17 protein-coding genes are annotated in these 22,647 nt (G+C 48.9%); 16 read left to right on the top strand and 1 reads right to left on the bottom strand.

What is annotated here, in order from left to right; translation table 11 throughout:
* Nucleotides 1-27: 27 nt before the first annotated feature.
* The 10 genes from ACLTOQ_RS09335 to ACLTOQ_RS09380 all read left to right on the top strand — a co-directional run bounded on the left by ACLTOQ_RS09335 (nucleotide 28) and on the right by ACLTOQ_RS09380 (nucleotide 15,777).
* Entirely contained in the window at nucleotides 28-1,581 is a 1,554-nt protein-coding gene (locus tag ACLTOQ_RS09335) for a response regulator (RefSeq protein WP_262585645.1), read from the top strand.
* Nucleotides 1,556-3,289 (top strand): sensor histidine kinase, encoded by a 1,734-nt coding sequence (locus ACLTOQ_RS09340; RefSeq protein ID WP_337597582.1) that lies wholly within the window; start codon nucleotides 1,556-1,558, stop codon nucleotides 3,287-3,289. The genes ACLTOQ_RS09335 and ACLTOQ_RS09340 overlap by 26 nt, the downstream gene beginning before the upstream one ends.
* A gap of 117 nt (nucleotides 3,290-3,406) precedes the next feature.
* Nucleotides 3,407-4,738 (top strand): extracellular solute-binding protein, encoded by a 1,332-nt coding sequence (locus ACLTOQ_RS09345; RefSeq protein WP_412319315.1) that lies wholly within the window; start codon nucleotides 3,407-3,409, stop codon nucleotides 4,736-4,738.
* 119 nt (nucleotides 4,739-4,857) lie between these two features.
* A complete protein-coding gene (locus tag ACLTOQ_RS09350; protein ID WP_337597584.1) occupies nucleotides 4,858-6,246 on the top strand; it encodes a carbohydrate ABC transporter permease in 1,389 nt (462 codons plus the stop codon).
* Nucleotides 6,243-7,115, top strand: a complete 873-nt coding sequence (locus ACLTOQ_RS09355; protein WP_412279545.1) for a sugar ABC transporter permease — start codon at nucleotides 6,243-6,245, stop codon at nucleotides 7,113-7,115. The genes ACLTOQ_RS09350 and ACLTOQ_RS09355 overlap by 4 nt, the downstream gene beginning before the upstream one ends.
* A 121-nt stretch (nucleotides 7,116-7,236) precedes the next feature.
* The gene (locus ACLTOQ_RS09360; RefSeq protein WP_412319316.1) at nucleotides 7,237-8,826 is read left to right on the top strand and encodes an alpha-amylase family glycosyl hydrolase; all 1,590 of its coding nucleotides are present in this window, start codon (nucleotides 7,237-7,239) and stop codon (nucleotides 8,824-8,826) included.
* A gap of 3 nt (nucleotides 8,827-8,829) precedes the next feature.
* Nucleotides 8,830-10,542 (top strand): extracellular solute-binding protein, encoded by a 1,713-nt coding sequence (locus ACLTOQ_RS09365; protein WP_021916092.1) that lies wholly within the window; start codon nucleotides 8,830-8,832, stop codon nucleotides 10,540-10,542.
* Nucleotides 10,543-10,606: 64 nt separating this feature from the next.
* On the top strand, nucleotides 10,607-12,106 hold the full coding sequence (locus ACLTOQ_RS09370) for a 4Fe-4S dicluster domain-containing protein (protein ID WP_021916091.1): 1,500 nt from the start codon (nucleotides 10,607-10,609) through the stop codon (nucleotides 12,104-12,106).
* Nucleotides 12,107-12,212: 106 nt separating this feature from the next.
* On the top strand, nucleotides 12,213-13,667 hold the full coding sequence (gene gltX / locus ACLTOQ_RS09375) for a glutamate--tRNA ligase (protein WP_021916090.1): 1,455 nt from the start codon (nucleotides 12,213-12,215) through the stop codon (nucleotides 13,665-13,667).
* Between the two features lie 13 nt (nucleotides 13,668-13,680).
* Complete coding sequence (locus ACLTOQ_RS09380) at nucleotides 13,681-15,777, top strand: ATP-dependent helicase (protein ID WP_337597586.1); 2,097 nt, start codon at nucleotides 13,681-13,683, stop codon at nucleotides 15,775-15,777.
* 104 nt (nucleotides 15,778-15,881) lie between these two features.
* Here the strand turns inward: ACLTOQ_RS09380 and ACLTOQ_RS09385 are convergent, their stop codons facing one another.
* Nucleotides 15,882-16,220, bottom strand: coding sequence for a DUF1292 domain-containing protein (locus ACLTOQ_RS09385; RefSeq protein ID WP_262585642.1), 339 nt, complete (start codon nucleotides 16,218-16,220; stop codon nucleotides 15,882-15,884).
* 153 nt (nucleotides 16,221-16,373) lie between these two features.
* Between ACLTOQ_RS09385 and ACLTOQ_RS09390 the strand changes: the two genes are divergently transcribed.
* The 6 genes from ACLTOQ_RS09390 to ACLTOQ_RS09415 all read left to right on the top strand — a co-directional run bounded on the left by ACLTOQ_RS09390 (nucleotide 16,374) and on the right by ACLTOQ_RS09415 (nucleotide 22,461).
* Nucleotides 16,374-18,269 (top strand): hypothetical protein, encoded by a 1,896-nt coding sequence (locus ACLTOQ_RS09390; RefSeq protein ID WP_412319317.1) that lies wholly within the window; start codon nucleotides 16,374-16,376, stop codon nucleotides 18,267-18,269.
* Nucleotides 18,266-18,823, top strand: a complete 558-nt coding sequence (locus ACLTOQ_RS09395) for a DUF5662 family protein (RefSeq protein ID WP_337561299.1) — start codon at nucleotides 18,266-18,268, stop codon at nucleotides 18,821-18,823. The genes ACLTOQ_RS09390 and ACLTOQ_RS09395 overlap by 4 nt, the downstream gene beginning before the upstream one ends.
* A gap of 80 nt (nucleotides 18,824-18,903) precedes the next feature.
* Entirely contained in the window at nucleotides 18,904-19,344 is a 441-nt protein-coding gene (locus ACLTOQ_RS09400; RefSeq protein ID WP_337673073.1) for a hypothetical protein, read from the top strand.
* 142 nt (nucleotides 19,345-19,486) lie between these two features.
* Entirely contained in the window at nucleotides 19,487-21,124 is a 1,638-nt protein-coding gene (locus ACLTOQ_RS09405; protein WP_337622646.1) for a DEAD/DEAH box helicase, read from the top strand.
* 110 nt (nucleotides 21,125-21,234) lie between these two features.
* Entirely contained in the window at nucleotides 21,235-22,083 is an 849-nt protein-coding gene (locus ACLTOQ_RS09410; RefSeq protein WP_412272095.1) for a sugar phosphate isomerase/epimerase family protein, read from the top strand.
* A 9-nt stretch (nucleotides 22,084-22,092) separates the two neighbouring features.
* Nucleotides 22,093-22,461 carry a DUF3783 domain-containing protein gene (locus tag ACLTOQ_RS09415; protein ID WP_412319318.1) on the top strand — a complete coding sequence of 123 codons (369 nt, stop codon included), beginning with the start codon at nucleotides 22,093-22,095 and terminating at the stop codon, nucleotides 22,459-22,461.
* Nucleotides 22,462-22,647: the final 186 nt, after the last annotated feature.

Below are 22,647 nucleotides of genomic sequence, written 5' to 3' on the forward strand. Positions count from 1 at the left end.
ATAAACTGCGCAGGGGAGAGTGGGATCGTGTATCGTATTTTAATAGTAGATGATGAAAAAATCGAGCGGACGGGACTTCGGCTTCTGCTTGGTAAAATGGATCAGAAATTTGAAATTACAGAGGCCGTAAACGGAAAAGAAGCGCTGGAATGGCTTTCCTGTAACCGCGCCGATATTCTGGTGACGGATATCCGTATGCCGTTTGTGGATGGACTGGAGCTGGTGGAGCAGGCAGCGCGGCTTTATCCGGATATGAAAGCCATGGTTTTTTCCGGCTACGGAGAATTTGAATATGCGCGCAGGGCGATGCGCTTTGGAGTAGAGGAATATATTTTGAAGCCGGTAAATCCGACAGAATTTCAGAACGCGATAAAAAAGATTATACGTGTATTGGAAGAGAGCAAACAGGAAAAGAGCCGCAGGCAGACAGAAGGCAGCCTGTTTAAGGAATATATTCTGAATGCGATTTTTAACGGGACGGACGCGGCAGAGCTTGAAAAACGCGCAGCCGGAATTTATCCGATGGATTTTCTGAACAGCTACAAACGTCTGATGCTTCTGGAGGTTAGCGGGGATTTCTTTGAAAATAAGAGCAGTCAGCTTCTGGGGGGACTTAAGCTTGCCGGCTTAAATGCAGACTATCTGAATGTGAGCCCTCAGCAGGGAATCCTTTTATTTAAATCGGAAAGCGACGACTGGAAGGAGACGGCGCGCCGGGTGCTTGGAATTTTGGAGGAGCTGAGCGGCAAGGACGCAAAATGTTACGTTGCGGTTTCCTCCGGCCTCAAGAACAGAAGTCAGCTGGCGGAGCGCTGCAGGGAGACGGAGCTTTTGATGGAAAACCGTTTTTACGGTCTGGACAGCCATATTTTCATGGCGGAATACGATGTGGAATGCGCGGACGACGTGCAGCTGGACGACAACACACTGATCAAGCAGATCCAGCAGGATGTTCGAACGAAGGATATGTTAAGCCTTTCCGAGCATGTGGACAGACTGTTCCACAATTACCGACAGAACGTCGGATTTTCCCAGATTTATGTGAAATTCGTCTTTTCCAGCCTGTTGAAGGTTTTATATGAAGCGATTCCGGGTAAAAACGACAGGGACTTAAATGAAGAAATGGAAATGCTTTACCGGACAGCGGATATCGATGAGATCCGGCGGATCATAGAAAAAAACATTCAGCTTCTGGAGCAGGAGACCCAGACGGACAGTGGCAATATTCATCGGGAGGTAGAAGAGGTCAAGCGCTATATCAATACGCATTACGGGGAAGAGATAAGCATCGAAATGTTGGCAGAGCGCGTTTTTTTGGCTCCCAGTTATCTGAGTACGATTTTTAAAAAGGAAACCGGCCAGAATTTAAGCAAATTTATCAAGATCTGCCGAATGGAAAAAGCACGCGAGATGCTGGAGGGCACGAAGGACAAAATCGTGAGCATCAGCGAAAAGGTAGGATATCCGAATGTTTCCTATTTTTGTCAGAGCTTTCGGGAGTATTATGGGATGACGCCGCAGAAATATCGCGATCAAGGAGAGAATGCAGAACAAGATGAAGAAGCTGTTGCATTGGTTTAACGGAATCAAGCTGCGGTATAAGCTGGCGATCTTTTATTCCCTGTTTTGCTTTTTGCCGGTGATGCTTTTGTTTTGGCTGAGCTTTCTGCAGATGCGAAGTATTATTGACGATAAGGGAAAAATGAACCTGCAGTCCTATCTGCAGCAGTCGGTGTCGTCGATGGACCGAACTCTGGACGGCTATAACAGCCTGTCGGATTATATTGCCTTTGACCGGACGCTGGCAGAGGTATTTTCCATGGAATATGGGACACCCTACGAGCAGTATGAGCAGCTGACACAGAAGGTGGATCCGATCCTGCGGACAGCGAGCTATTTTCATGGCGGGATGCAGCAGATCACGATCTATACGGATAATGGAATGGTCAAGCATGACACGACGGTTGCGCCGGTGTCAGAGATTGAGGAGACGGATTGGTATCAGAAGACATTGGAGCACCCGGGTCTTAACTGGTTTGCAAATTATCAGGAAGAGACACTGTTTTCCGCCCGGAAGCTTGCCTTTTCCGGTGCCAGAGAGGGCGTGAACATCCTGTATATGGATGTGGATTATCAGAAGCTTTTTACGCCGTATGCAGAAACGCTGATCTCAGAATGCGGGCTTTATATTACAGATCAGGATGGTAAGCTGGTCTTTGAGGAAAGCAGATTTTCCGGAAAGAATCAGAACTATGATCTGACGTATTCCGAATTTCTGGAGCAGCGGGATAGGGGCAGTACAGATTATATCATTCTCTGTGAGCAGTCAAATACAACAGGATGGACGGTGTGGCTGTATCAACCGGTTGGACTTGCAGGAGAAGCGATGCGGCCGATCGGAGTGATGGCGGGAGTGACGATCCTGATCTGTATCTTCGCAGCAGTGCTTGCTTATTTTATCACCTCCGGCATGGTGAGCAGCAGGATTGAACGGCTGACGCACTTCATGCAGGAGGTGCAGGAGGGCAGCATGGATATGCAGATGGAGAGCGATGATCGGGATGAAATTGGGATGCTTTACCGTGGCTTTGGCAGCATGATGAAGCGAATACGGACACTGATCAATGAAGTTTATCTCAGCAAGATCACCCAGAAGGAGGCGGAGCTGAAGGCACTGCAGGCACAGATCAATCCGCATTTTCTGTATAATACGCTGTCTTTGATCAACTGGAAGGCACTGGCGGCAGGAGAAGAGGATATCAGCAGGATGACACTGGCCCTGTCTACCTTTTACCGCACTGCCTTAAACCGCGGGCGGAATGTGCTACAGGTAGAGACTGAGCTGAGTAATACCCGTGCCTATCTGGAAATTCAAAGCATGCTGCATGACGGGGATTTTGATTATGAAATCGAAGCACAGACGGAAATCCTGCAGTGCGAGTCTCTGAATCTGATCCTGCAGCCCCTTGTTGAGAATGCGATCCATCACGGAATCGAAGAAAAAACAGACGGACGAGGTAAAATTACTGTCCGGGGATGGAAAGAAGACAATTGTGTATGGTTTATGGTAGAGGATAACGGTGTCGGGATGGAGCAGGAGGTTGCAGATAAAATCCTGACAATGGAATCCAAGGGCTATGGAGTTCGGAATGTTGATGAACGGATCCGCCTCTGTTATGGAGAAAAATATGCGATGAAGGTAGAAAGTGTTGTCGGCAAAGGTACAAAAATGACAATTCACTTTCCTGCAAGACGGCTTACGGATATACAAAAATCACAAAGTTCTTAAAAAAATGATATCATTCTTAAAACATTGATATGTACGGCTGCTTTTTTATAGTTTACAATAATACCATCAAGCAAACACGAAACACCGAAAAGGTGTGGTGTATAGGAGGAAAAAGCTATGAAATTCAAAAAAGTGACAGCACTGGCGCTTTGCGTAGCAATGTCTGCAACAGCTCTTGCAGGCTGCGGATCCAAAGCAGCTACAACAGACAGCCAGACAGCAGCTCCCGCAGAGAGTGCAGCAGCAGATACTGCAGATGATGCAGCAGAAGCTCCTGTTGAAACAAAGGATGTTACCCTGAAGGTTTGGGCACCTCAGGAAGACCAGAACCCGACAGATACTTATGACAAGGGTATGCTGGCTGCAATGTGTGATGCTTTTAATGAAGCACATCCGGAATGGAACATTACATATGAATATGGCGTATGCGGTGAAGACGTTGCAAAAGACGAAGTAACCAAGGACGTTGATGCAGCAGCAGATGTTTACATGTTTGCAAACGACCAGCTGCCGATTCTGGTAGAGGCTGGTGCCATCGCAGAGCTGGGCGGCAAAAACCTGGAAGAGGTTAAGGCGACCAACTCCGAATCTATGATAAACACTGTTACTTATGAGGGCGGTGTATACGGTGTTCCTTATGCATACAACGGCTGGTTCATGTACTATGACAGCAGCAAATTTACAGAAGACGAAGTTAAGGATCTGGATGTTATGTTGGCAAAGGATCTGGGAGATGATGTGACCAATGTATGCTTCCAGCTGAGCAACTCTTGGTATATTCCTTCCTTCTTCTATGGCGTTGGCGGCACAATGTTTGGTCCTGACGGTACAGACGGCTCTGTTCCCTGTGATTTCGATGATGAAAAGGGTCTTGCAGTAACCAATTACCTCATTGACCTTGCTGCAAATCCGAAATTCACAAACCAGGCAAACGAAGAAGCAGGTAAGGCAATCAACCTGTTCACCGAAGGTAAGCTGGGTGCATTCTTTAGCGGCTCCTGGGATCGTGAAGCAATTGAAACTGCTCTGGGCGACAACTTCGCATGTGCACAGCTTCCTTCCTTCAAGGCTGGCGATTATGAAGGCACAATGAAGTCCTATGCAGGTTCCAAGGCAATTGGTGTAAATCCTACCTGCGAGAACATGGACGTTGCAGTTGCACTGGCTGTATATCTTGGCAACGCTGACTGCCAGAAGATCCGTTATGAAGTTCGTGGTGTAGTTCCGCTGGATTCCACCGGTATCGACGATGTAATGTTAAACGCTATTACCGACACTGTAAACAACACTTCTGTTGCTCAGCCTCTGGTTTCTGAGATGAACGGCTGGTGGAGCAACGCAGAAGCATTCGGCAAAGCAATCGTAGCTGGTGAGGTTAACCACGACAATGCACAGGATAAGCTGACCAACTTCATTGCAAACGTAAATGCAGGCGGCTCTCTGGAGTAAGATTCCGGCTTGATTTTAAGGCTTCACCCGATCTTCCGGTGAAGCCTTTCTTTCAGAAACGGACATTTGGGGATGACACAGTGTCTGCCTGAAACTGTATGAGGGAAAGGAAGAATACGATGGCAGCTTTTGGAAAAAAGAAAAAAGCTTCTGAATTTCCGGATGTGATACCGGTATCCGAAGCGATTCGAAAAGGTGATATTTTTACAAAACTGACCTGTCTGATCATGGGCGCGGGCAATCTTGCGAGAAAACAGATCATACAGGGACTTTTGTTCCTGGCAGGAGAACTTGCATATATTTTCTATATGGTTTTCTACGGGGCAAAGGCTCTGCAGAATTTCGTTACGCTGGGTACCGAAACGCAGAAAAAGGTTTTCAATGAAGCGACACAGGTTTATGAGTATGCGACAGGAGATAACTCCCAGCTCTGCCTGCTCTATGGTGTTGTTACGTTCTTTGTGACAATTGGATTTATCCTGCTGTGGCGAGCTGCAATTCGCTCCTCCTATATTGCGCAGAAAGCACAGGAAGCAGGAAAGAAGCCGATTACCTTCGGCCAGATTTTAAAAGACTTGAAAGATAACAGGATGTATCAGCTCTTCCTGCTTTTCCCGTTCCTGGGAATTATATTGTTTACGGTAATGCCTCTGGTATTCATGATCCTGATGGCATTTACCAATTATGACCGTGATCATTTGCCGCCAGGTAAGTTGTTTGACTGGGTAGGCTTCCAGAACTTTGCCAGAGTATTAAATGCAGGCGGAGCACTTGGAGAGACCTTCTGGAGGGTGCTTGGCTGGACGATCATCTGGGCTATTTTTGCAACCTTCTTAAACTATATCTTTGGTATTATCCTGGCGATCATCATCAACCGGGATGGGACGAAGTTCAAAGCCTTCTGGCGTTTTATCTTCGTACTGACCATCGCTGTGCCTCAGTTTGTATCCCTGCTGGTAGTCAATACCATGATCCAGGAGCACGGTGTAATCAATCTGCTGTTAAAGGAACTGTTCGGTGTAGGACCGCTGCCGTTCTTGACCAATGTGACCTGGGCGAGAGTGACAGTTATTGTCATCAACCTCTGGGTCGGCATTCCTTATACGCTGCTTGCAGTAACCGGTATTTTGAAGAATATTCCTGCAGAGCTGTACGAAGCGGCAAGGGTGGACGGCGCAAATGCGTTTGTTACCTTCTTTAAGATCACCATGCCGTACATGATGTTTGTCATGACGCCGAATCTGATTACAACCTTTACAGGGAATATCAATAACTTCAACGTTATTTACCTGTTGACAAACGGCGCGCCGGCCTGCGATACCTATTACCGCGGTACTGCGGGTAAGACGGATCTGCTCGTTACCTGGCTGTACAAGCTGACAATTGATAATAAGGACTATAACCTGGGTGCCGTAATCGGTATCCTGACCTTTGTCCTGATGGCGACGTTGTCTCTGATAACGTACAGACGGACCGGATCCTATAAAAACGAGGAGGGATTCTCATGAAAAACACCAGACAGAATTCAGCAAGCATTAAAAAGAAAGTCACCAATGTGCTTGTGCATTTGTTTCTGACGATCCTTTCCGTGATCTGGGTATTCCCGATTTTCTGGGTAGTCCTGTTATCCTTCAGAGAACAGAAAGGACAGTATATCACATCGTTCTGGCCTAAAAAGTTTACGATGGCAAACTATGTGAAGCTGTTTACAGATACTGCACTGTTCAATTTCCCGAAGTGGTTTTTGAATACGCTGTTTGTAGCAATTTGTTCCTGTATCCTGACAACATTCTTTGTTTTGGCGATTTCCTATTGTCTGTCCAGACTCCGGTTTAAGATCCGTAAGCCTTATATGAATGTTGCCATGATTCTTGGTATGTTCCCCGGCTTTATGTCCATGATCGCCGTTTATTATATCTTAAAGGGCTTTGGACTGACCAAGGGTCCCATGATCTTCCTGGCGTTGATTATGGTATATTCCGGCGGTGCGGGGTTGGGCTTTTACGTATCCAAGGGCTTCTTTGATACGATTCCGAAGGCACTGGATGAAGCTGCAATCGTGGACGGCGCAACGAAATGGGATGTCTTTTCCAAGATCATTATGCCGTTGTCGAAACCGATCATTGTAAGCACGATCATGACTTCCTTCATGGCTCCCTGGCTGGATTTCATCTTCGCAAAGGTAATTGCAGGTGCGGATCCGAGATATTATACGGTTGCGATCGGTCTGTACACGATGCTGACCAAGGAAAATATCGTAAATTGGTATGCCTGCTTCGCAGCTGGCGCAGTTTGCGTTTCCATTCCGATCGCTATTCTGTTCCTGAATTTGCAGAAATACTATGCAGAAGGTATGTCCGGAGCAGTTAAGGGCTGATGGCAGTTTGTAAGGACTGACAGCAGACAGCCGAAAATAGTTTTACAGCAGGCGAAAACGAATATCGTTTTCGCCTGTTTTGCTACTGAAAACAAAGATCTGCAGAAAGGCGGATATAGGGATGAAAAAGAGACTGAGTTTAATACTATGCGTAGTGCTTCTTTGTCAGCTGCTCTCAGGATGCGGGAAAACGACGGAGACTGTCAGGGAGCCGGACGATGCATACCGCTGCTATTATGAAATTTTTGTCGGTTCGTTTTGCGACAGTGACGGAGACAAATGCGGCGATCTAAGCGGAATCACAGAAAAGCTGGATTACATCGAAGATATGGGTTTTACCGGGATCTGGCTTACACCGATCATGCCGTCACCGACCTATCACAAATATGATGCCACAGATTATTACGGGATCGATCCGTCCTTTGGAACGATGGAGGATTTTGAGACACTGCTTAAGGAATGTCACAAACGCAATATCCGGTTGATTATGGATCTGGTGTTCAATCATACCTCCAGCAGCCATCCGTGGTTTTTGGAGGCCTGTGATTATTTGGAGCAGCTTGGAGAAAAGGAACCGGACGAAAACGAGTGCAAGTATGTGAACTATTATAATTTTGCAAAGGATCAGGCACAAACTCCAAACTGGTATCAGATAGGCAGATCGGACTGGTACTATGAGGGGGTTTTCTGGGATGGTATGCCGGATCTGAATCTGAATAGTGAAGCGGTCAGAGAAGAGCTGGAGCAGGTTGCCTCCTTCTGGCTGGAGAAGGGTGCAGACGGCTTCAGACTGGATGCGGCGAAGGAATATTTTACAGGATACGCAGAAAAGAATATAGAGGTTTTAAACTGGTTTGAAACCTACGTGAAAAGTGTAAAGCCGGAGGCATATCTGGTAGCCGAGGTCTGGGAAGGACAGGGAGTGCTGCAGGAATATTACAAAAGCGGGATCGACAGCTTATTTAATTTCCCGGCGTCACAGCAGGATGGCGCGATCATAAAGACTGCCAAGGCAAGAGTGACGCCCCAGCAGTTTTTCTCCTGGATGGTAAAGCAGCAGACTGCAGACAGACTGGCAAATCCGGATTATATTGATGCACCGTTTATCAGCAATCACGATACCACCAGGATCAGCGCCCAGTGCGTCAACAACGAAGAGCAGATGAAATTTGCTGCAGGGTTGATGATGATGATGCCGGGCAGTCCCTTTGTTTATTACGGAGAAGAGCTGGGGATGAAGAGCTCCGGAACAAAGGATGAAAACAAGCGCCTTCCAATGTACTGGTCTGCACAGGATTTGTCTAAGACACCGGATGCGCCTCAGACAGCAGATGCAGTGGAGCAGAAGTTTCCGTCTGCGGAGGAGCAGGAAAAGGATTCGGGGTCCATTTTACAGTATTATAAGAACGCCATCGAGTTGCGCAGAAGCAATCCGGAAATCGCGAGGGGAAGTATAAGTGTTCCGGACGGAGAGCTTCCGGAAGATATCGGTGTGCTTTTGACAGAATGGGAAGGAAAGGTAAGTGTAATTTTATGTAATAATGCAACGGAATCTGTGGAAATAGACTTGCAGCAAGCCCTTCCGGAAGGTTATAATTATACTCTAAAGGGCAGTTTAAACGTTGGAGACCAGCAGGAAAAGCTGGAGAATAACAAGCTGGAATTGCCCGCCTATGGAATTGTGATCCTGAAACAAAGCGGGGTGGATTAAAGAATGAGACGAAAACGCTGGCTGGCTGCTATTTTGGCGGCAGGGACAGCCTGTACAGCACTTTTTGGATGCGGCAGCAGACAGATCGTAGGCACTGAGATGGCACGGCCAGGAGAATCCTCGGAGAAAGAGTTGCAGGCATGGGAGGAGGCAAAAAACACGCCTTACGGAAAATATCCGGAGCTGATCACCTATACCCTCGGAAAGATGACCGGCGGCAATCGTTCCAATATGCCGGAACGGGACACCTATGAAGATAACGTTTATACGAGATATCTCCGGGAGTGCTTAAATATCCAGAACAAGGATGTATTCGAGGCAATGGAGGATCAGTATACGGTAAACGTTGATATGGCGATCGCATCGGGAGAGCTTCCGGATGTCATGGTCATAGAAGATCGGGAGACTCTGATCCGGCTTGCCGAGGGGGGAATGATTGCTGATCTGAGCGAGGCATTGGAAAACTGCGCCAGCGACGGGATAAAGGCAATGTATGACAGCTACGAGGTGTCTGCGCTGGATTCAGCGATGATCGACGGAAGGCTGATGGCGCTTCCGGAGCCGAGTTTTGTAGACGGTCCGAATCTGCTGTGGCTGCGCAGGGACTGGATGGACGAGCTGGGACTTGAAGCACCGGATACGATGGAGGAGGCTGTGGAGATCGTACGGGCATTTGTGGAACAGGATCCCGGAAATAACGGAGAAGGCAACACCATTGGCCTGGTGTGCCATTCCGATCTGACCGGAGAAACAGGATATCGTTATGAATTTCAGCTGAATACACTTTTTGCATCCTATAGTGCATTTCCAAAGCAGTGGATTTTGCAGGAGGACGGCACAGTGGTTTACGGCTCGGTGCAGCCGCAGGTAAAAGAGGCACTTGCCGAAGTGAGAAAATTGTATGAAGAGAAGCTGCTGGATGATAGCTTTATGCTCCGTACGATGGCAAATATTGCGGAACTGATCGTAGACGGAAAGTGCGGTTCGTTTTTCGGTCCCTGGTGGGCGCCGAACAATCCGCTGATGGAAGCGATGGAGAAAAACCCGGATGCGGTATGGGAGCCCTATCTGATCCGGACGACAGAGGATGGAAAGCTGCAGTATTATGATCAGAATCCGAGCTACAAATACGTTGTGGTGCGAAAAGACTTTGAGCATCCGGAGATCGTATTTAAAATGGCAAGCGTGATGTTCGATAAAATGCGTACAGAAGGACGATACAACGAAGAACTTGCTTATTATTTTCAGACCAATGTGGATTCCACGGCGCGGCCGATCTCCATCAATATTGATTACAGCGATGCGCTGCATCGCTGCTATGAGGATATTAACGGTGCACTGACCGGGAAAAAGGATCCGGATGAGCTGCAGGTTCTCGAATATGCCTATTATGAAAAATGCAAAGATTATCTGGAAAATTCCCAGTCTGCAGACGCGGAAACCTGGGCGGCTTATGAATCCAGGATCCGTGCCTGTGCTCTGCTGGATAATAAGGATCTGGAGGTGTGCAGTACTGTCTTTTCCGGGGAGACGGAAACCATGAAGACGAAATGGTCGAAGCTTCAGGAAATGGAAAAGAAGCTATATCTGGAAATCATCACAGGAGTGAAGGAGCTGGATGAATTTGACAGATTTGTGGAAGAATGGATGGAAGCGGGCGGAGATCAGATTACGCTGGAGGTAACAGAAGCGGTGCGGGAAGCGAAAGGGGCTTGATTTTACCGAGGGTTTGTGCAAAAATAAAATACGGTAAAAAGGAAAGGTGCCAATGGAGGTAGTCATGAGAGGAATTGATACACCTGTCAGAAAAATGCGGAGAGAGATTTTTAAAGAGATCGCGCAGCTTGCATATCATTCTGACAATCTGAATGATGATGTAGAAGCGTTACCCTATAAAATTGTGAATCCTGAAACTCCGATTTATCGGGAAAGCATTTACCGGGAGCGTGAAATAGTAAGAGAGCAGATCCGGCTTGCGATGGGGCTGTCGCTTCGCCCGGAAGACGCACCGGTGCATGTGACACAGGGGCTGGAGGAGAGCAATATTGACGAAAAATATTACGAGCCTCCGATGATCCAGGTGATTCCCTCGGCATGTAATGCCTGCCCTGAAAATGAATATTGTGTAACAGACCGTTGTATGGGGTGTGTAGCACATCCGTGTCAGGTTGTATGCCCGAGAGGGGCGATCAGCACCGTAAATGGCAAGTCGGTCATTGATCAGAGCAAATGTATTCGCTGCGGTAAATGTAAATCAGTGTGTCCCTACGATGCAGTTTCCCATCAGCAGAGACCCTGCAGCGCAGCCTGCGGTGTGGGTGCGATCGGCAGCGATGGGGCCGGCAGGGCGGTTATCGACAGCGAGAAGTGTGTCACCTGTGGCCAGTGTATGGTAAGCTGTCCCTTTGGCGCAATTGCAGATAAATCCCAGATTTTTCAGCTGATCCATGCCCTTGAGTCCGGCAGAGAGATCATTGCACAGGTAGCGCCTGCGTTTGTCGGTCAGTTTGGTCCTGCAGCGACGCCTGGGAAGATCAAGACCGCGTTAAAGCAGCTTGGCTTTGCAGATGTTTATGAAACCGCCATCGGAGCCGATATCGGAGCGGCAATAGAAGCGGAGCATTATGTGAAAGAAGTGGCAACCGGCGAACTGCCGTTTCTGCTGACGTCCTGCTGTCCCTCCTGGTCAATGCTGGCAAAGAAATTCTTCCCGGAGACCATCGATAAAATCTCCAACGCCCTGACACCTATGGTAGCGACTGCACGTGTCATCAAAAAAGAGCATCCCGATGCATCTGTTGTGTTTATCGGTCCCTGCGTAGCAAAAAAACTGGAGGCTTCCAGAAGATCCGTTCGTTCCGATGTGGATTTTGTCATTACCTTTGAAGAGCTTACCGGTATGTTTGAAGCAAAGGGAATTGATATTACAAAGGTAGAGGAAGAAACACCGATTATGGATGCGACCTCAGCAGGTCGTGGGTATGCTGCGTCAGGTGGTGTGGCAAGTGCTATCGAGAAGTGTGTACAGGAGTATTATCCGGATACAACCGTTCATATTGAGCATGTCGAAAGTCTCGCAGACTGTAAAAAGATCCTGATGCTTGCAAAGCTGGGTAAGAAAAACGGCTGCCTGATTGAAGGAATGGCGTGTCCCGGCGGCTGTATTGCAGGTGCTGGTACCAATGTTGCAATTTTGCAGGCACAAAAAGCACTGAGCAGCTTCCAGAATGAGGCAGAAAGAAAGCTTCCGCCACAGAACGCGATGGACGAGGCAAAGTAAATTTTGCGGAGGCAGCAGAGCTTTTCCGAAAGCCATAGATCAACAAACAAAAAAAGAGAAACCGTCTCGGGGAAAAGAGACGGTTTCGTTCATGGAGGATGAAAAAGTGACAAAGATCAGAACCCGTTTTGCACCCAGCCCGACCGGACGGATGCATGTAGGAAATCTGCGTACGGCACTGTACGCATACCTGGTGGCAAAACACGAAGGTGGAGACTTTATCCTTAGAATTGAGGATACCGATCAGGAGCGTTATGTAGAAGGCGCAGTAGATATCATTTATCGTACGATGGAAAAGACCGGTCTGGTGCATGATGAAGGTCCGGATAAAGACGGTGGCGTAGGCCCTTACGTTCAGAGCGAGCGTCAGGCAAGCGGAATTTATCTGGAATATGCCAAGCAGCTGATCGCAAAAGGCGAAGCTTATTACTGCTTCTGTGATAAAGAGCGTCTGGCAACCTTAAACCGGGTTGTCGCAGGCAAGGAAATCAATGTATACGACAAGCATTGCCTGCATTTATCCAAAGAAGAGGTAGAAGCAAAGCTGGCAGCAGGGGTCCCTTATGTAATCCGTCAGAACAATCCGACGGAGGGAACCACAACCTTCCATGATGAGATTTACGGAGATATCACGGTAGAGAATTCCGAGCTGGACGATATGATCCTGATCAAATCCGACGGCTATCCGACCTATAACTTTGCAAACGTTGTAGATGACCATTTGATGGGCATTACCCATGTTGTACGCGGAAATGAATACCTTTCCTCTTCTCCGAAGTATAACAGACTTTATGATGCCTTTGGATGGAAGGTGCCGGTATACATTCATTGTCCGCTGATCACAGACGAGGAGCATCACAAGCTTTCCAAACGCTGCGGTCATTCCTCCTACGAGGATCTGATCGATCAGGGCTTTGTGACGGAGGCCGTTGTCAATTTTGTGGCGCTGCTTGGCTGGAGCCCGGAGGGCGAGAATGAGATCTTTTCTCTGGAAGAGCTGGTGAAGGAATTTGATTATCACCGGATGTCGAAATCCCCTGCAGTATTTGATTATACCAAGCTGAAATGGATGAACGGCGAATATATCAAGAAGATGGATCATGAGACCTTTATGGAGCATGCAAAGCCCTATCTGGAAAAGGCTCTGACAAAGGGACAGGATCTGGATAAGATCGCAGACATGGTTCAGACAAGAATTGAGGTATTTCCTGAAATCGAAGAGATGGTAGATTTCTTCGAGACCCTTCCGGAATATGATCCTGCCATGTATGTACATAAGAAGATGAAGACAACCAAAGAAAGCGCTCTGGAGGTTTTAAAAGAACTGCTTCCGCTGTTGGAAGAGCAGGAGGACTATACCAACGACGCACTGTATGCGCTTCTGCTTTCCTATGTGGAGAAAAAGGGCTGCAAGAACGGCTATGTGTTGTGGCCGGTTCGTACTGCGGTTTCCGGTAAGCAGATGACTCCTGCAGGCGCAACGGAAATCATGGAAATCCTTGGCAAAGAGGAATCTTTGTCCAGAATCCGCAAGGGAATCGAACTTTTGGAGCAGGCATAAACAGGAGTATTTTTTGCAGGCAAACAAACAGCAGCAACGGGCGATTGCCCACAATACCGGACCGGCACTGATCCTTGCCGGTCCGGGTTCCGGTAAGACCTTTACAACGGTCGAACGGGTACGGTATCTGATCGAAGTCCATCATGCAGATCCGTCCCACATTTTAGTCATTACATTCACAAAAGCGGCAGCCCGGCAGATGCGGGACCGTTTCTTTGCCCGGATGGACAATCAGTTCTTTCCGGTCACCTTCGGCACATTTCATGCCGTCTTTTTTCACATTTTAAAAACATCCTGTCATTATAATGGGTCGAGCATTTTGAAAGAAAAAGAGAAAAGAGAATATTTGCGTGCGGCTCTGCTTACGCTTCCGAAAAAATTTTATGCCCAAAACGATGGGAAAATGGACCAGGAATGGGAGCAGGGACTTCTTTCAGAAATCGGATTTATCAAAAATATCGGGAAGCTTCCAGCTGATTTTACAAGTGAATACGTCAGCAGACAGGAATTTATGCGGATTTTCGTATCGTTTCAAAAGCAGCTTGCACAGGAAAAGAAGCTTGATCTGGACGATTTTGCGGCGGCGGTCTGTCATTTATTCCGGACAAATCCGGCAGAACTTGCGCGCTGGCAGCGGGAATATTCCTATCTTCTGGTGGATGAGTTTCAGGATATCAACGCAGCACAGTATGAAGCAGTAAAGCTGCTTTGCGGTGGAAAGAGAAATCTGTTTGTCGTTGGAGATGATGATCAGGCGATCTACGGCTTTCGGGGCTCTGACCCGGCGATTATGCGTCAGTTTTTAAAGGATTTTCCGGAAGCAAAGCAGATTTTTCTGTCGGTCAATTATCGCAGCCGCGCCGGAATTGTGGAGACGGCAGGAAAGCTGATCGGGCAAAACCGGGAGAGATTTCCGAAGCAGATCGTGGCTGGACAGAGCACGTCGGATGAGAGGCAGGACGTGTGCTTTGTGCCAGAAGCGACGCAGGGGGCGCGCCGGATGCAGGGAGAAAAAAGCACTTTACCCATTCCAACCGGCACCGCATCAGGCATTTCCGCCGCTGCTTTCGGCACGAGCTGGTTGCCCTTAAGCACGGATCGCAGCGTCTTGGTCTGCGGTTTTCAAGATCGGAGGCAGGAGGCTGAGACAGTCGCAGATGAAATCGGGAAGACGTTGCGGCAGGGAAAAAGCTGTGCGGCGATTTTTCGGACGAATGCGGATGCAGTGTGGCTGGCAACAGCGCTAAAGTGCAGAAATATTCCCTATCTCTGGAAAGAAAAGCCGAAAAATCCGTATGAAACCCCGGTCTGTCAGGACTTACTCGCTTATTTGCAGTTTGCGATGGAAGGGCGGAAACGGAAGGATTTCCTGAGAATTATGAACCGCCCATGCCGCTATCTGTCTCGCCAGATGCTGCCGGATGCAGAAATTTCATTTTCAGCATTGCGCCGGGCGTATGCACAGAAGCCGTATATGCAGGAGATTTTGCACCGTCTGGAAGCGGATATCTCACGGCTGGCGAAAATGGATTTATATGCGGCAGTTCATTATATCCGCCGCGGAATGGGATACGATGCGTGGTTAAAAGAGAATGCCGGGCAGACGCCGTCGGCGGGAGAATCACGGCAGGGACAAGAGAGGGCACCTGCAGGAGCCCGGGCACACGCAGCCGGAAAGCTGGAACGGGATCTGGAAGCCGCCGACTTTTTTCAGGAACAGGCGCGGGAATTTCAAAGCCTGACGGAGCTTGAGGAAGCAATGACGGCATATGAAGACCAGATGGATCAGAACATGGCGGACGCAGCAGACACGGCAGCGCACACGGCTGCAGCATTCAAAACACTCCCAATTGCCGAGCTTGTCACTATGCACGGTTCGAAGGGACTGGAATACGACGCCGTTTTTCTTCCGTGCTGTATGGAGGGCGTCGTCCCACACAAAAAGAGCAAGGATCAGGCGGCACTGGAGGAAGAGCGCAGGATATTCTACGTTGGAATGACACGGGCGAAAAAAGAGCTGTATCTGTCGTATACGAAAGGAACAAAGGAAACGCAGGGGTTTGCGTCCCGGTTTCTTGCTGAGTGTGGGTGGAAGGAGCCGAAACGGTAGAAACGAAACCGCAGAGAACTGCTATGTCAGGAATGAAAAAAATGCCGTCCGGAACATTTCCTGTATGGAAAAGCTCCGGTACGGCAGTTCTTTTGGTTTCGTTTTTATTCGTTTGCTTCTCCGTCGAGAGTAACCAGCTCATCGAATTCACAGCTGTCAAGGTATTCGTCGAACGCTTCTTCTACCTTTTCATACTCTGCATCGTCATCGATGTAGTCCAGCTGAGGCTCTTCGTTGGGGTCATTGGGGTTCTCGGAGTAACGATAGAACCAAACCTCTCCGTCATCGTTCTGTCCGTTTTCGTCAAGCGGCATCAAAACGATGTAATCCTTGCCCTCTACTTCGAGAATGGTAATGATGGCACAGGTTACATTCGTGCCGTCATCCAGCTCCAGTTCTACGGTCATTTCTTCGTCCATTTCTTCAAACTGTTCCTTACCCATGGATGATATCCTTTCTTAAAAGGCGCGTCAGAGCGCGCGATAATCAGACATGCCTGTCACGCTTATCATACCGTAACTTGCGGTGGCATGCAAGAATTATTTGTGCTATACTGAAACAGGATTGAAAAAAGGTCAGAAGGCGGGAACAGGAACGTGAAAGAAACAAAAGAGATCAGAATGGAAAAAGGAAAACCGTATCCGCTGGGGTGGACGGAAAATGCGGATGGCAGCATCAATCTCGCAGCAGTGCTGGAACGCAGCAAAGAGTGCGGGGTCCTTCTGTATCCCAGAAGAGGCGGTGCGCCCAGACGGCTGGCATTTCGGGAAGAAGACCGAATCGGAAAAATCTGCTGCATGAAGCTGATCGGGCTGGATGCGCAGGAGTATGAATATAATTTTTACTGTGGCGAAGAGGTGATTACAGACCCGAAGGCGCGCAGAATCTGCGGCAATGAGAAATGGGGCAAAAAAATTTCCCCGTCTCTTCGCAGCGACAGCACAGAGGATGCGTTTGACTGGAAGAATGACAGACGCCCGCAGATCCCTTATGAGAACAGCATTTTTTATCAGCTGCATGTCAGAGGGTTCACGAAGCACACGTCTTCCGGCGTGACGGCGAAAGGGACGTTCGCTGGTCTGGCAGAGAAGATTCCCTATTTAAAATCGCTGCAGGTAACGGCAGTGGAGCTGATGCCGGTGTATGAATTCACAGAACTGGAAGCGGTAAAGCCGCTGCGGCAGAATGCTTATCCGGCAAAAGATCAGGAAGGAAATCCTGTGGAGGAAACCCTGCCGCGGATCAATTACTGGGGCTTTAAAAAAGGCTATTATTTCGCACCGAAAGCGTCATACAGCGTTAAGGATCCTGTGTTGGAATTCAAGGAAATGGTGCGTGCGTTCCACGCAGAGGGAATGGAGGTAATTCTGCAGTTCTATTTTCCGAAAGAAATCAATCGGGAGATGATCCTGGAAGTGATCCGATATTGGGTGTACGAGTACCATATCGACGGCGTGCATCTGATGGGAGAACAGATTCCGGTGGGAATTCTGGCAGCTGACCCGATGCTTACGGATACGAAGCTGATTTATTACGGATTTCCGTATGAAGAGATTTATCCGGTGGGGCAGGTTCCGGACGTGCGCAATCTGGCGGAATGCCGGGATGAATTTCAGTATGACATGCGCCGCTTTTTAAAGGGAGACGAGGATACGCTGCATCAGGCGCTGCGGAGAATGCGCTGCAATCCGGTGCAGAACGGCGTGATCAATTATATCACCAGCTATGAAGGCTTTTCCCTGGCGGATCTGGTTTCCTACGACCGCAAGCATAACGAGGCAAACGGGGAGGACAATCAGGACGGAAATCCCTACAACGCGAGCTGGAACTGCGGCGTGGAAGGACCTACCCGCAAGCGGACAATTTTGCAGCTGCGCAAAAGGCAGATGAAAAACGCACTGGCGCTTTTGCTGTTTTCGCAGGGGACCCCGATGCTGACAGCCGGGGACGAGTTTGGACAGAGCCGGGAGGGCAACAACAATCCGTACTGTCAGGACAACGAGATCAGCTGGCTGAACTGGAAGCTTACGGAGAAAAATAAGGATTTTCTGGACTATACAAAGGAACTGATTGCGCTGAGGAAAGCGCATCCGGTACTCCACCAGAGCAGAGAGCTGACGCTGATGGACTATGCGGCGTGCGGCTATCCGGATTTATCTTATCATGGAAAGGATGCATGGCGCTTGATGGCCGACCGGTTAAACCGGGAGGCAGGTTTGATGTACTGCGGTCGTTATGCCCCAAAAGACCGTGCACAGGAGGATGACTTTTTCTATATCGCTATGAACATGCACTGGGAGCCCCAGCGGCTGGCGCTTCCTGATCTTCCGGCAGGCATGCGCTGGGAAAAGGTGTTGGATACACAGGGCGATGTGGTGGAAACACAGGCCGATCCGCTGACAAAATCCATCACCGTTCCGGGACGTTGCATCCAGGTTCTGGAAAGCACAGGAAATCCGGTCAGGAAAGGAAAGAAAAGAAAAGAAAAGTGAAAGCGTTACAGCATTTTAAGACGATTACCTATCATAAGTATCTGGTGATGAAAGGATGCTTTGCGGTCGGCTTGTACCGGCAGGGCATCTGTCATGACCTTTCCAAATATTCCTGGACGGAATTTAGGGTCGGAGCAAAATATTATCAGGGAAATCGAAGCCCGAACAACGCGGAGCGGGAGGATATAGGGTATTCTTCTGCATGGCTGCATCATAAAGGACGCAACAGGCATCATTACGAATACTGGGTGGATTACAGCACGCAGAGCATTGAGGGCGGAATGGCTCCGGTGCCGATGCCTCGCAAATATGTGGCAGAAATGCTGATGGACCGGATTGCAGCGTCCAAAACCTACCGGGGAAGCGCCTATAAAGACAGCGATCCTCTCGCGTATTACAAAAATGCAAAAGAGCCGCCGTTTATGCACATACAGACGAGACGGCAGCTGGAGCACCTTCTGACGATGCTGGCAGAAGAGGGCGAGGAAAAGACGTTCGCTTATGTTCGCAGAATTTTGAAAAAAGGCCGTCGGGCAGACAGACATAGTTTCTGATGTACAGCCGGGCGGACAGACACAGAGCCAGAAAGGTTTGCATACAGTGATATCAGATCTGTTTGAAACAGGGGAAAACGATGAACGGTTTTTGCTTGCTGGTATTGCTGATGTGCTGCAGCTGTCAGAATCGGACGGACTGCGCAAACTGGAACGAAAGAAGAGACGCAGGAGATAACCGACAGCAGGATATGCGTATACGGGATACGGACTGTGGCTGCAGAAACGGCGACAGGGTGCAGTATGGTTGCAGCTGCGAAAATGATGGCTGGACTGGACAGTCAGGCTGCAACTGCCAGCGGGAGAACGCAGCAGGGATGCAGCGGCGAAGCGGCGAAACTGCCGGACCTGTGTCGGAACAGCAGGACTGCAACTGCCGGCAGCAGATGTCGCGGCAGGGCGGCATGCAGCGTTACGACCGGGAGCTAAAGGAATCTGCGGCGTTTGACAGCGTACCCGGAATGGAAATGACAGATGGACACCCGTATCCGGTGTACCGGGAAACGGATGAAGTTCGATAGAAAGAAGATCAGGGGATTCATTCTCAAAGGCTGTGGATGAATCCTTTTTTCCTGTTTATTTTTCAATCTTTCATTGACAAAACCGCTATAAGGCGCGTAAACTCAGAAGAGTTTTGTAGTGATAGAGATTAAAGGAGATTAAATGGGAGAATTATTAGTACGTTACGAAGAATCAGGAATTGACGAGCGGATTTTGCGCGCAGTGGAGGAGATGGGCTTCGTCCATATGACGCCGATCCAGGAAAAGGCGATTCCGGTTTTTCTGGAAGGAAGAGATGTGATCGGACAGGCGCAGACAGGAACCGGTAAGACCGCCGCGTTTGGAATCCCGATGCTGCAGAAGATTGATGAAGAGGACAGATCGCTGCAGGGTATGATCCTTTGCCCGACGAGAGAGCTTGCGATGCAGGCGGCTCAGCAGCTGAGACAGTTTGCAAAATATATGCACAATATTCGCGTGCTTGCCGTATATGGAGGGCAGGATATCAATAGACAGATCAAGGCGTTAAAGGGCGGCGTGCAGATCATTGTCGGCACACCGGGACGCGTGATGGATCATATGAGACGCCACACGATCCGCTTAGACAACCTGAAAATGGTCGTTCTGGATGAAGCAGATGAAATGCTGAACATGGGCTTTCGGGAAGATATGGAGGCGATTCTGGGACAGATTCCGTGCGAGCACCAGACGGCGCTGTTTTCCGCAACGATGCCGGAGCCGATTTTACAGATCACCGATCAGTTCCAGACCGATGCGGAAATGGTAAAGGTTGTCAAAAAGGAATTGACGGTAGAAAGAATCCGGCAGTATCTTTATTATATCCGCAGATCGGATAAGGAAGCTGCAGCTGCAAGGCTGATTGAATATTATAACCTGAAAAGAGGACTGATTTTCTGCAACACCAAGAGTATGGTGGACGAGCTGGCAGAGAATCTGAAAAACAGAGGCATCGCGGCAGAAGGGCTGCATGGCGATTTGAGCCAGGCACAGAGAGATACGGTCATGAACCGTTTCAGAAGCGGTAATCTCCAGATGCTGATCGCAACGGATGTTGCGGCGAGAGGAATCGATGTAAACGATGTGGATGGCGTTATCAATTATGACGTTCCGCAGGATATCGAATATTATGTGCACCGTATCGGCCGTACCGGCAGAGCAGGAAAAGAGGGCATGAGCTTTACGCTGGCAAGCCGTAGAGAGTCCTTCAGAATCCGTGAAATTGAGCGGGTCTGCAAGACAAAACTGGAAGAAAAGCAGCTTCCCTCCGGAGAAGAAGTGCGTCAGCATAAGGAAGCATCTGTACTCCAGAAAATCCGCGAGGTGATGGAGGAAGCAAATACCGCGGACTGCTATCGTGCGGTAGAGCGCTTTGAAAAAGAAACCGGCATTTCCGCAATTGAGCTGGCAGCAGCATTTTTGTATGAGCAGGTTGGCGGTGAGCCGGAAGAAATCGTGGAAGAGCCTAAAGTAGTCAGACGCGATGGAGAACGGAGATTTGGGGATAGACGCCGGGATGGATCTGGAAGCAGAAACGGTGGACGTTTCGGCGACCGTGATCAGAGAGGCGGACGTTTCAGTGACCGCGACCAGAGAAATGGCGGACGCTTCGGAGAGAAAAACGGCAGCTACCGTTCGGAACGCGACGGCAGACAGAGACGCTTTGGCAACGACAGCCGCAGATCGGACAGACGGCAGGCAGAAAACGGCGGCAGAAGAAGAACTTCCGGAGAGGGAAGCTATCGTGCAGCCGGAAGCGGCTTTAAAGGGGAGAAAAGATAACAGCAGAATGTATGCGCTGCGAACGCTGCGAACGTTCTGTTGTTATAAACAATAGAATGCACGCTCTGCGAGCATTCTATTGTCATGAATAAAAGCAGGGGGTAACAAAAATGAAAACAGCTGTATTTTATGAGCACATTTTAGAGGGCGCAAAGCAGTCTGGAAAAAGTGTGGCAGAACTGATGGAGAAATGCGCATCCTGGAACATTCGGGGGATTGAGATCGGAGATGCGCTGCTTCGCGAGAACAAAGAAGAAATCAAAGAGCTGCTGGAGAAAAACCATATGCAGGTCAGCTGCAGCAATGCGTTCTATGATTTTGGGCACAACCCGGATGCAGCGCAGGGAAAAAAGCAGATCGACCTTGCAGAAGAGTTCGGCGTGTCCAAGGTACTGATTATTCCGGGCGAGCTGTCGGAAAACGAGGCGTCTGCACTCAACGCACTTTCTGCGTCGAAAGAGCAGACGGATTCCTACATGTCTGAAAATGCTTCGATCCAGAACATGGTGCAGGCATTAAAAGAACTGATTGCTTATGGAAAAGAAAAGAACATCCTTGTGACGCTGGAGGATTTTGACGGTCCGGTACAGCCGTTTGCAAGAATGTATCAGCTGCTGTGGTTTATGGAGAATGTTCCGGGGCTGAAATTTACGCTGGATACCGGCAACTTCGCGTACAGCGACGAGGACGCCGTGCAGGCGTATGAAGTGCTGAAGGATTATATTGTCCATGTGCACTGCAAGGATCGAAACGCTGATCCTGCATTGACCGGGGAGCACAGATACAATCGGGGACTTCTTGCGGCTGCGGTCGGATCGGGCTATCTGCCGATGAAAGAAATTCTGGATCGCCTGAAAGAAAGCGGTTATGAGGATTATCTTGCGATCGAGCATTTTAATGCCGCAGATCAGGTGGCATTTATGGAGCAGTCGGCTGCTTTTTTACAACAGTATCTGTAAGGGTGAGCTATGAAACTGATTTATTTTGATGCGGGCAATCTACTGAAGAAAAAAGAACTGGAACAGCTGGCAAAGTCAGCGGGCTACGATTTCGTGCCCGTTGCCGCCATGCAGACCGGACAAAAGATCGGTTATCTGGCGGGCGTTTCCGGATATCGGGAAACGCCTTTGCCCGTTCTTGCCCTTCCGCCGCGAATTGGAGAGGATATGCTTTTGTTCGCACAGACGACGGCGGATATGATCGACCCGGCGCTGGAGCTGTTAAAAAAGAACCGGATTTCGATAGGTCTAAAGGCGATCGTTACGCCTTATAATGTCGGCTGGACGCTTTCGGAACTGTATCAGGAGCTTGTAAAAGAGCGGGAAAAAATAAAATAACCATGGCGCTGCCCCTTGTGGGCGGCGCGTTTTCATTTCATAGGAAAATGCGTCCTATGAAATAAAACGCGCTACGAGGATGCGCACTCGGCGCAGAGACTTCATTGCAAAATCTGCTTTCTTTTACGCTCACCCCAACGATATCCACAAAATCAAACCCTCCTATCAAAACTGCTGTGATAATAC

Origin of the sequence: Gallintestinimicrobium sp., assembly GCF_046968865.1 — a bacterium.
Classification (GTDB): domain Bacteria; phylum Bacillota; class Clostridia; order Lachnospirales; family Lachnospiraceae; genus Gallintestinimicrobium; species Gallintestinimicrobium propionicum.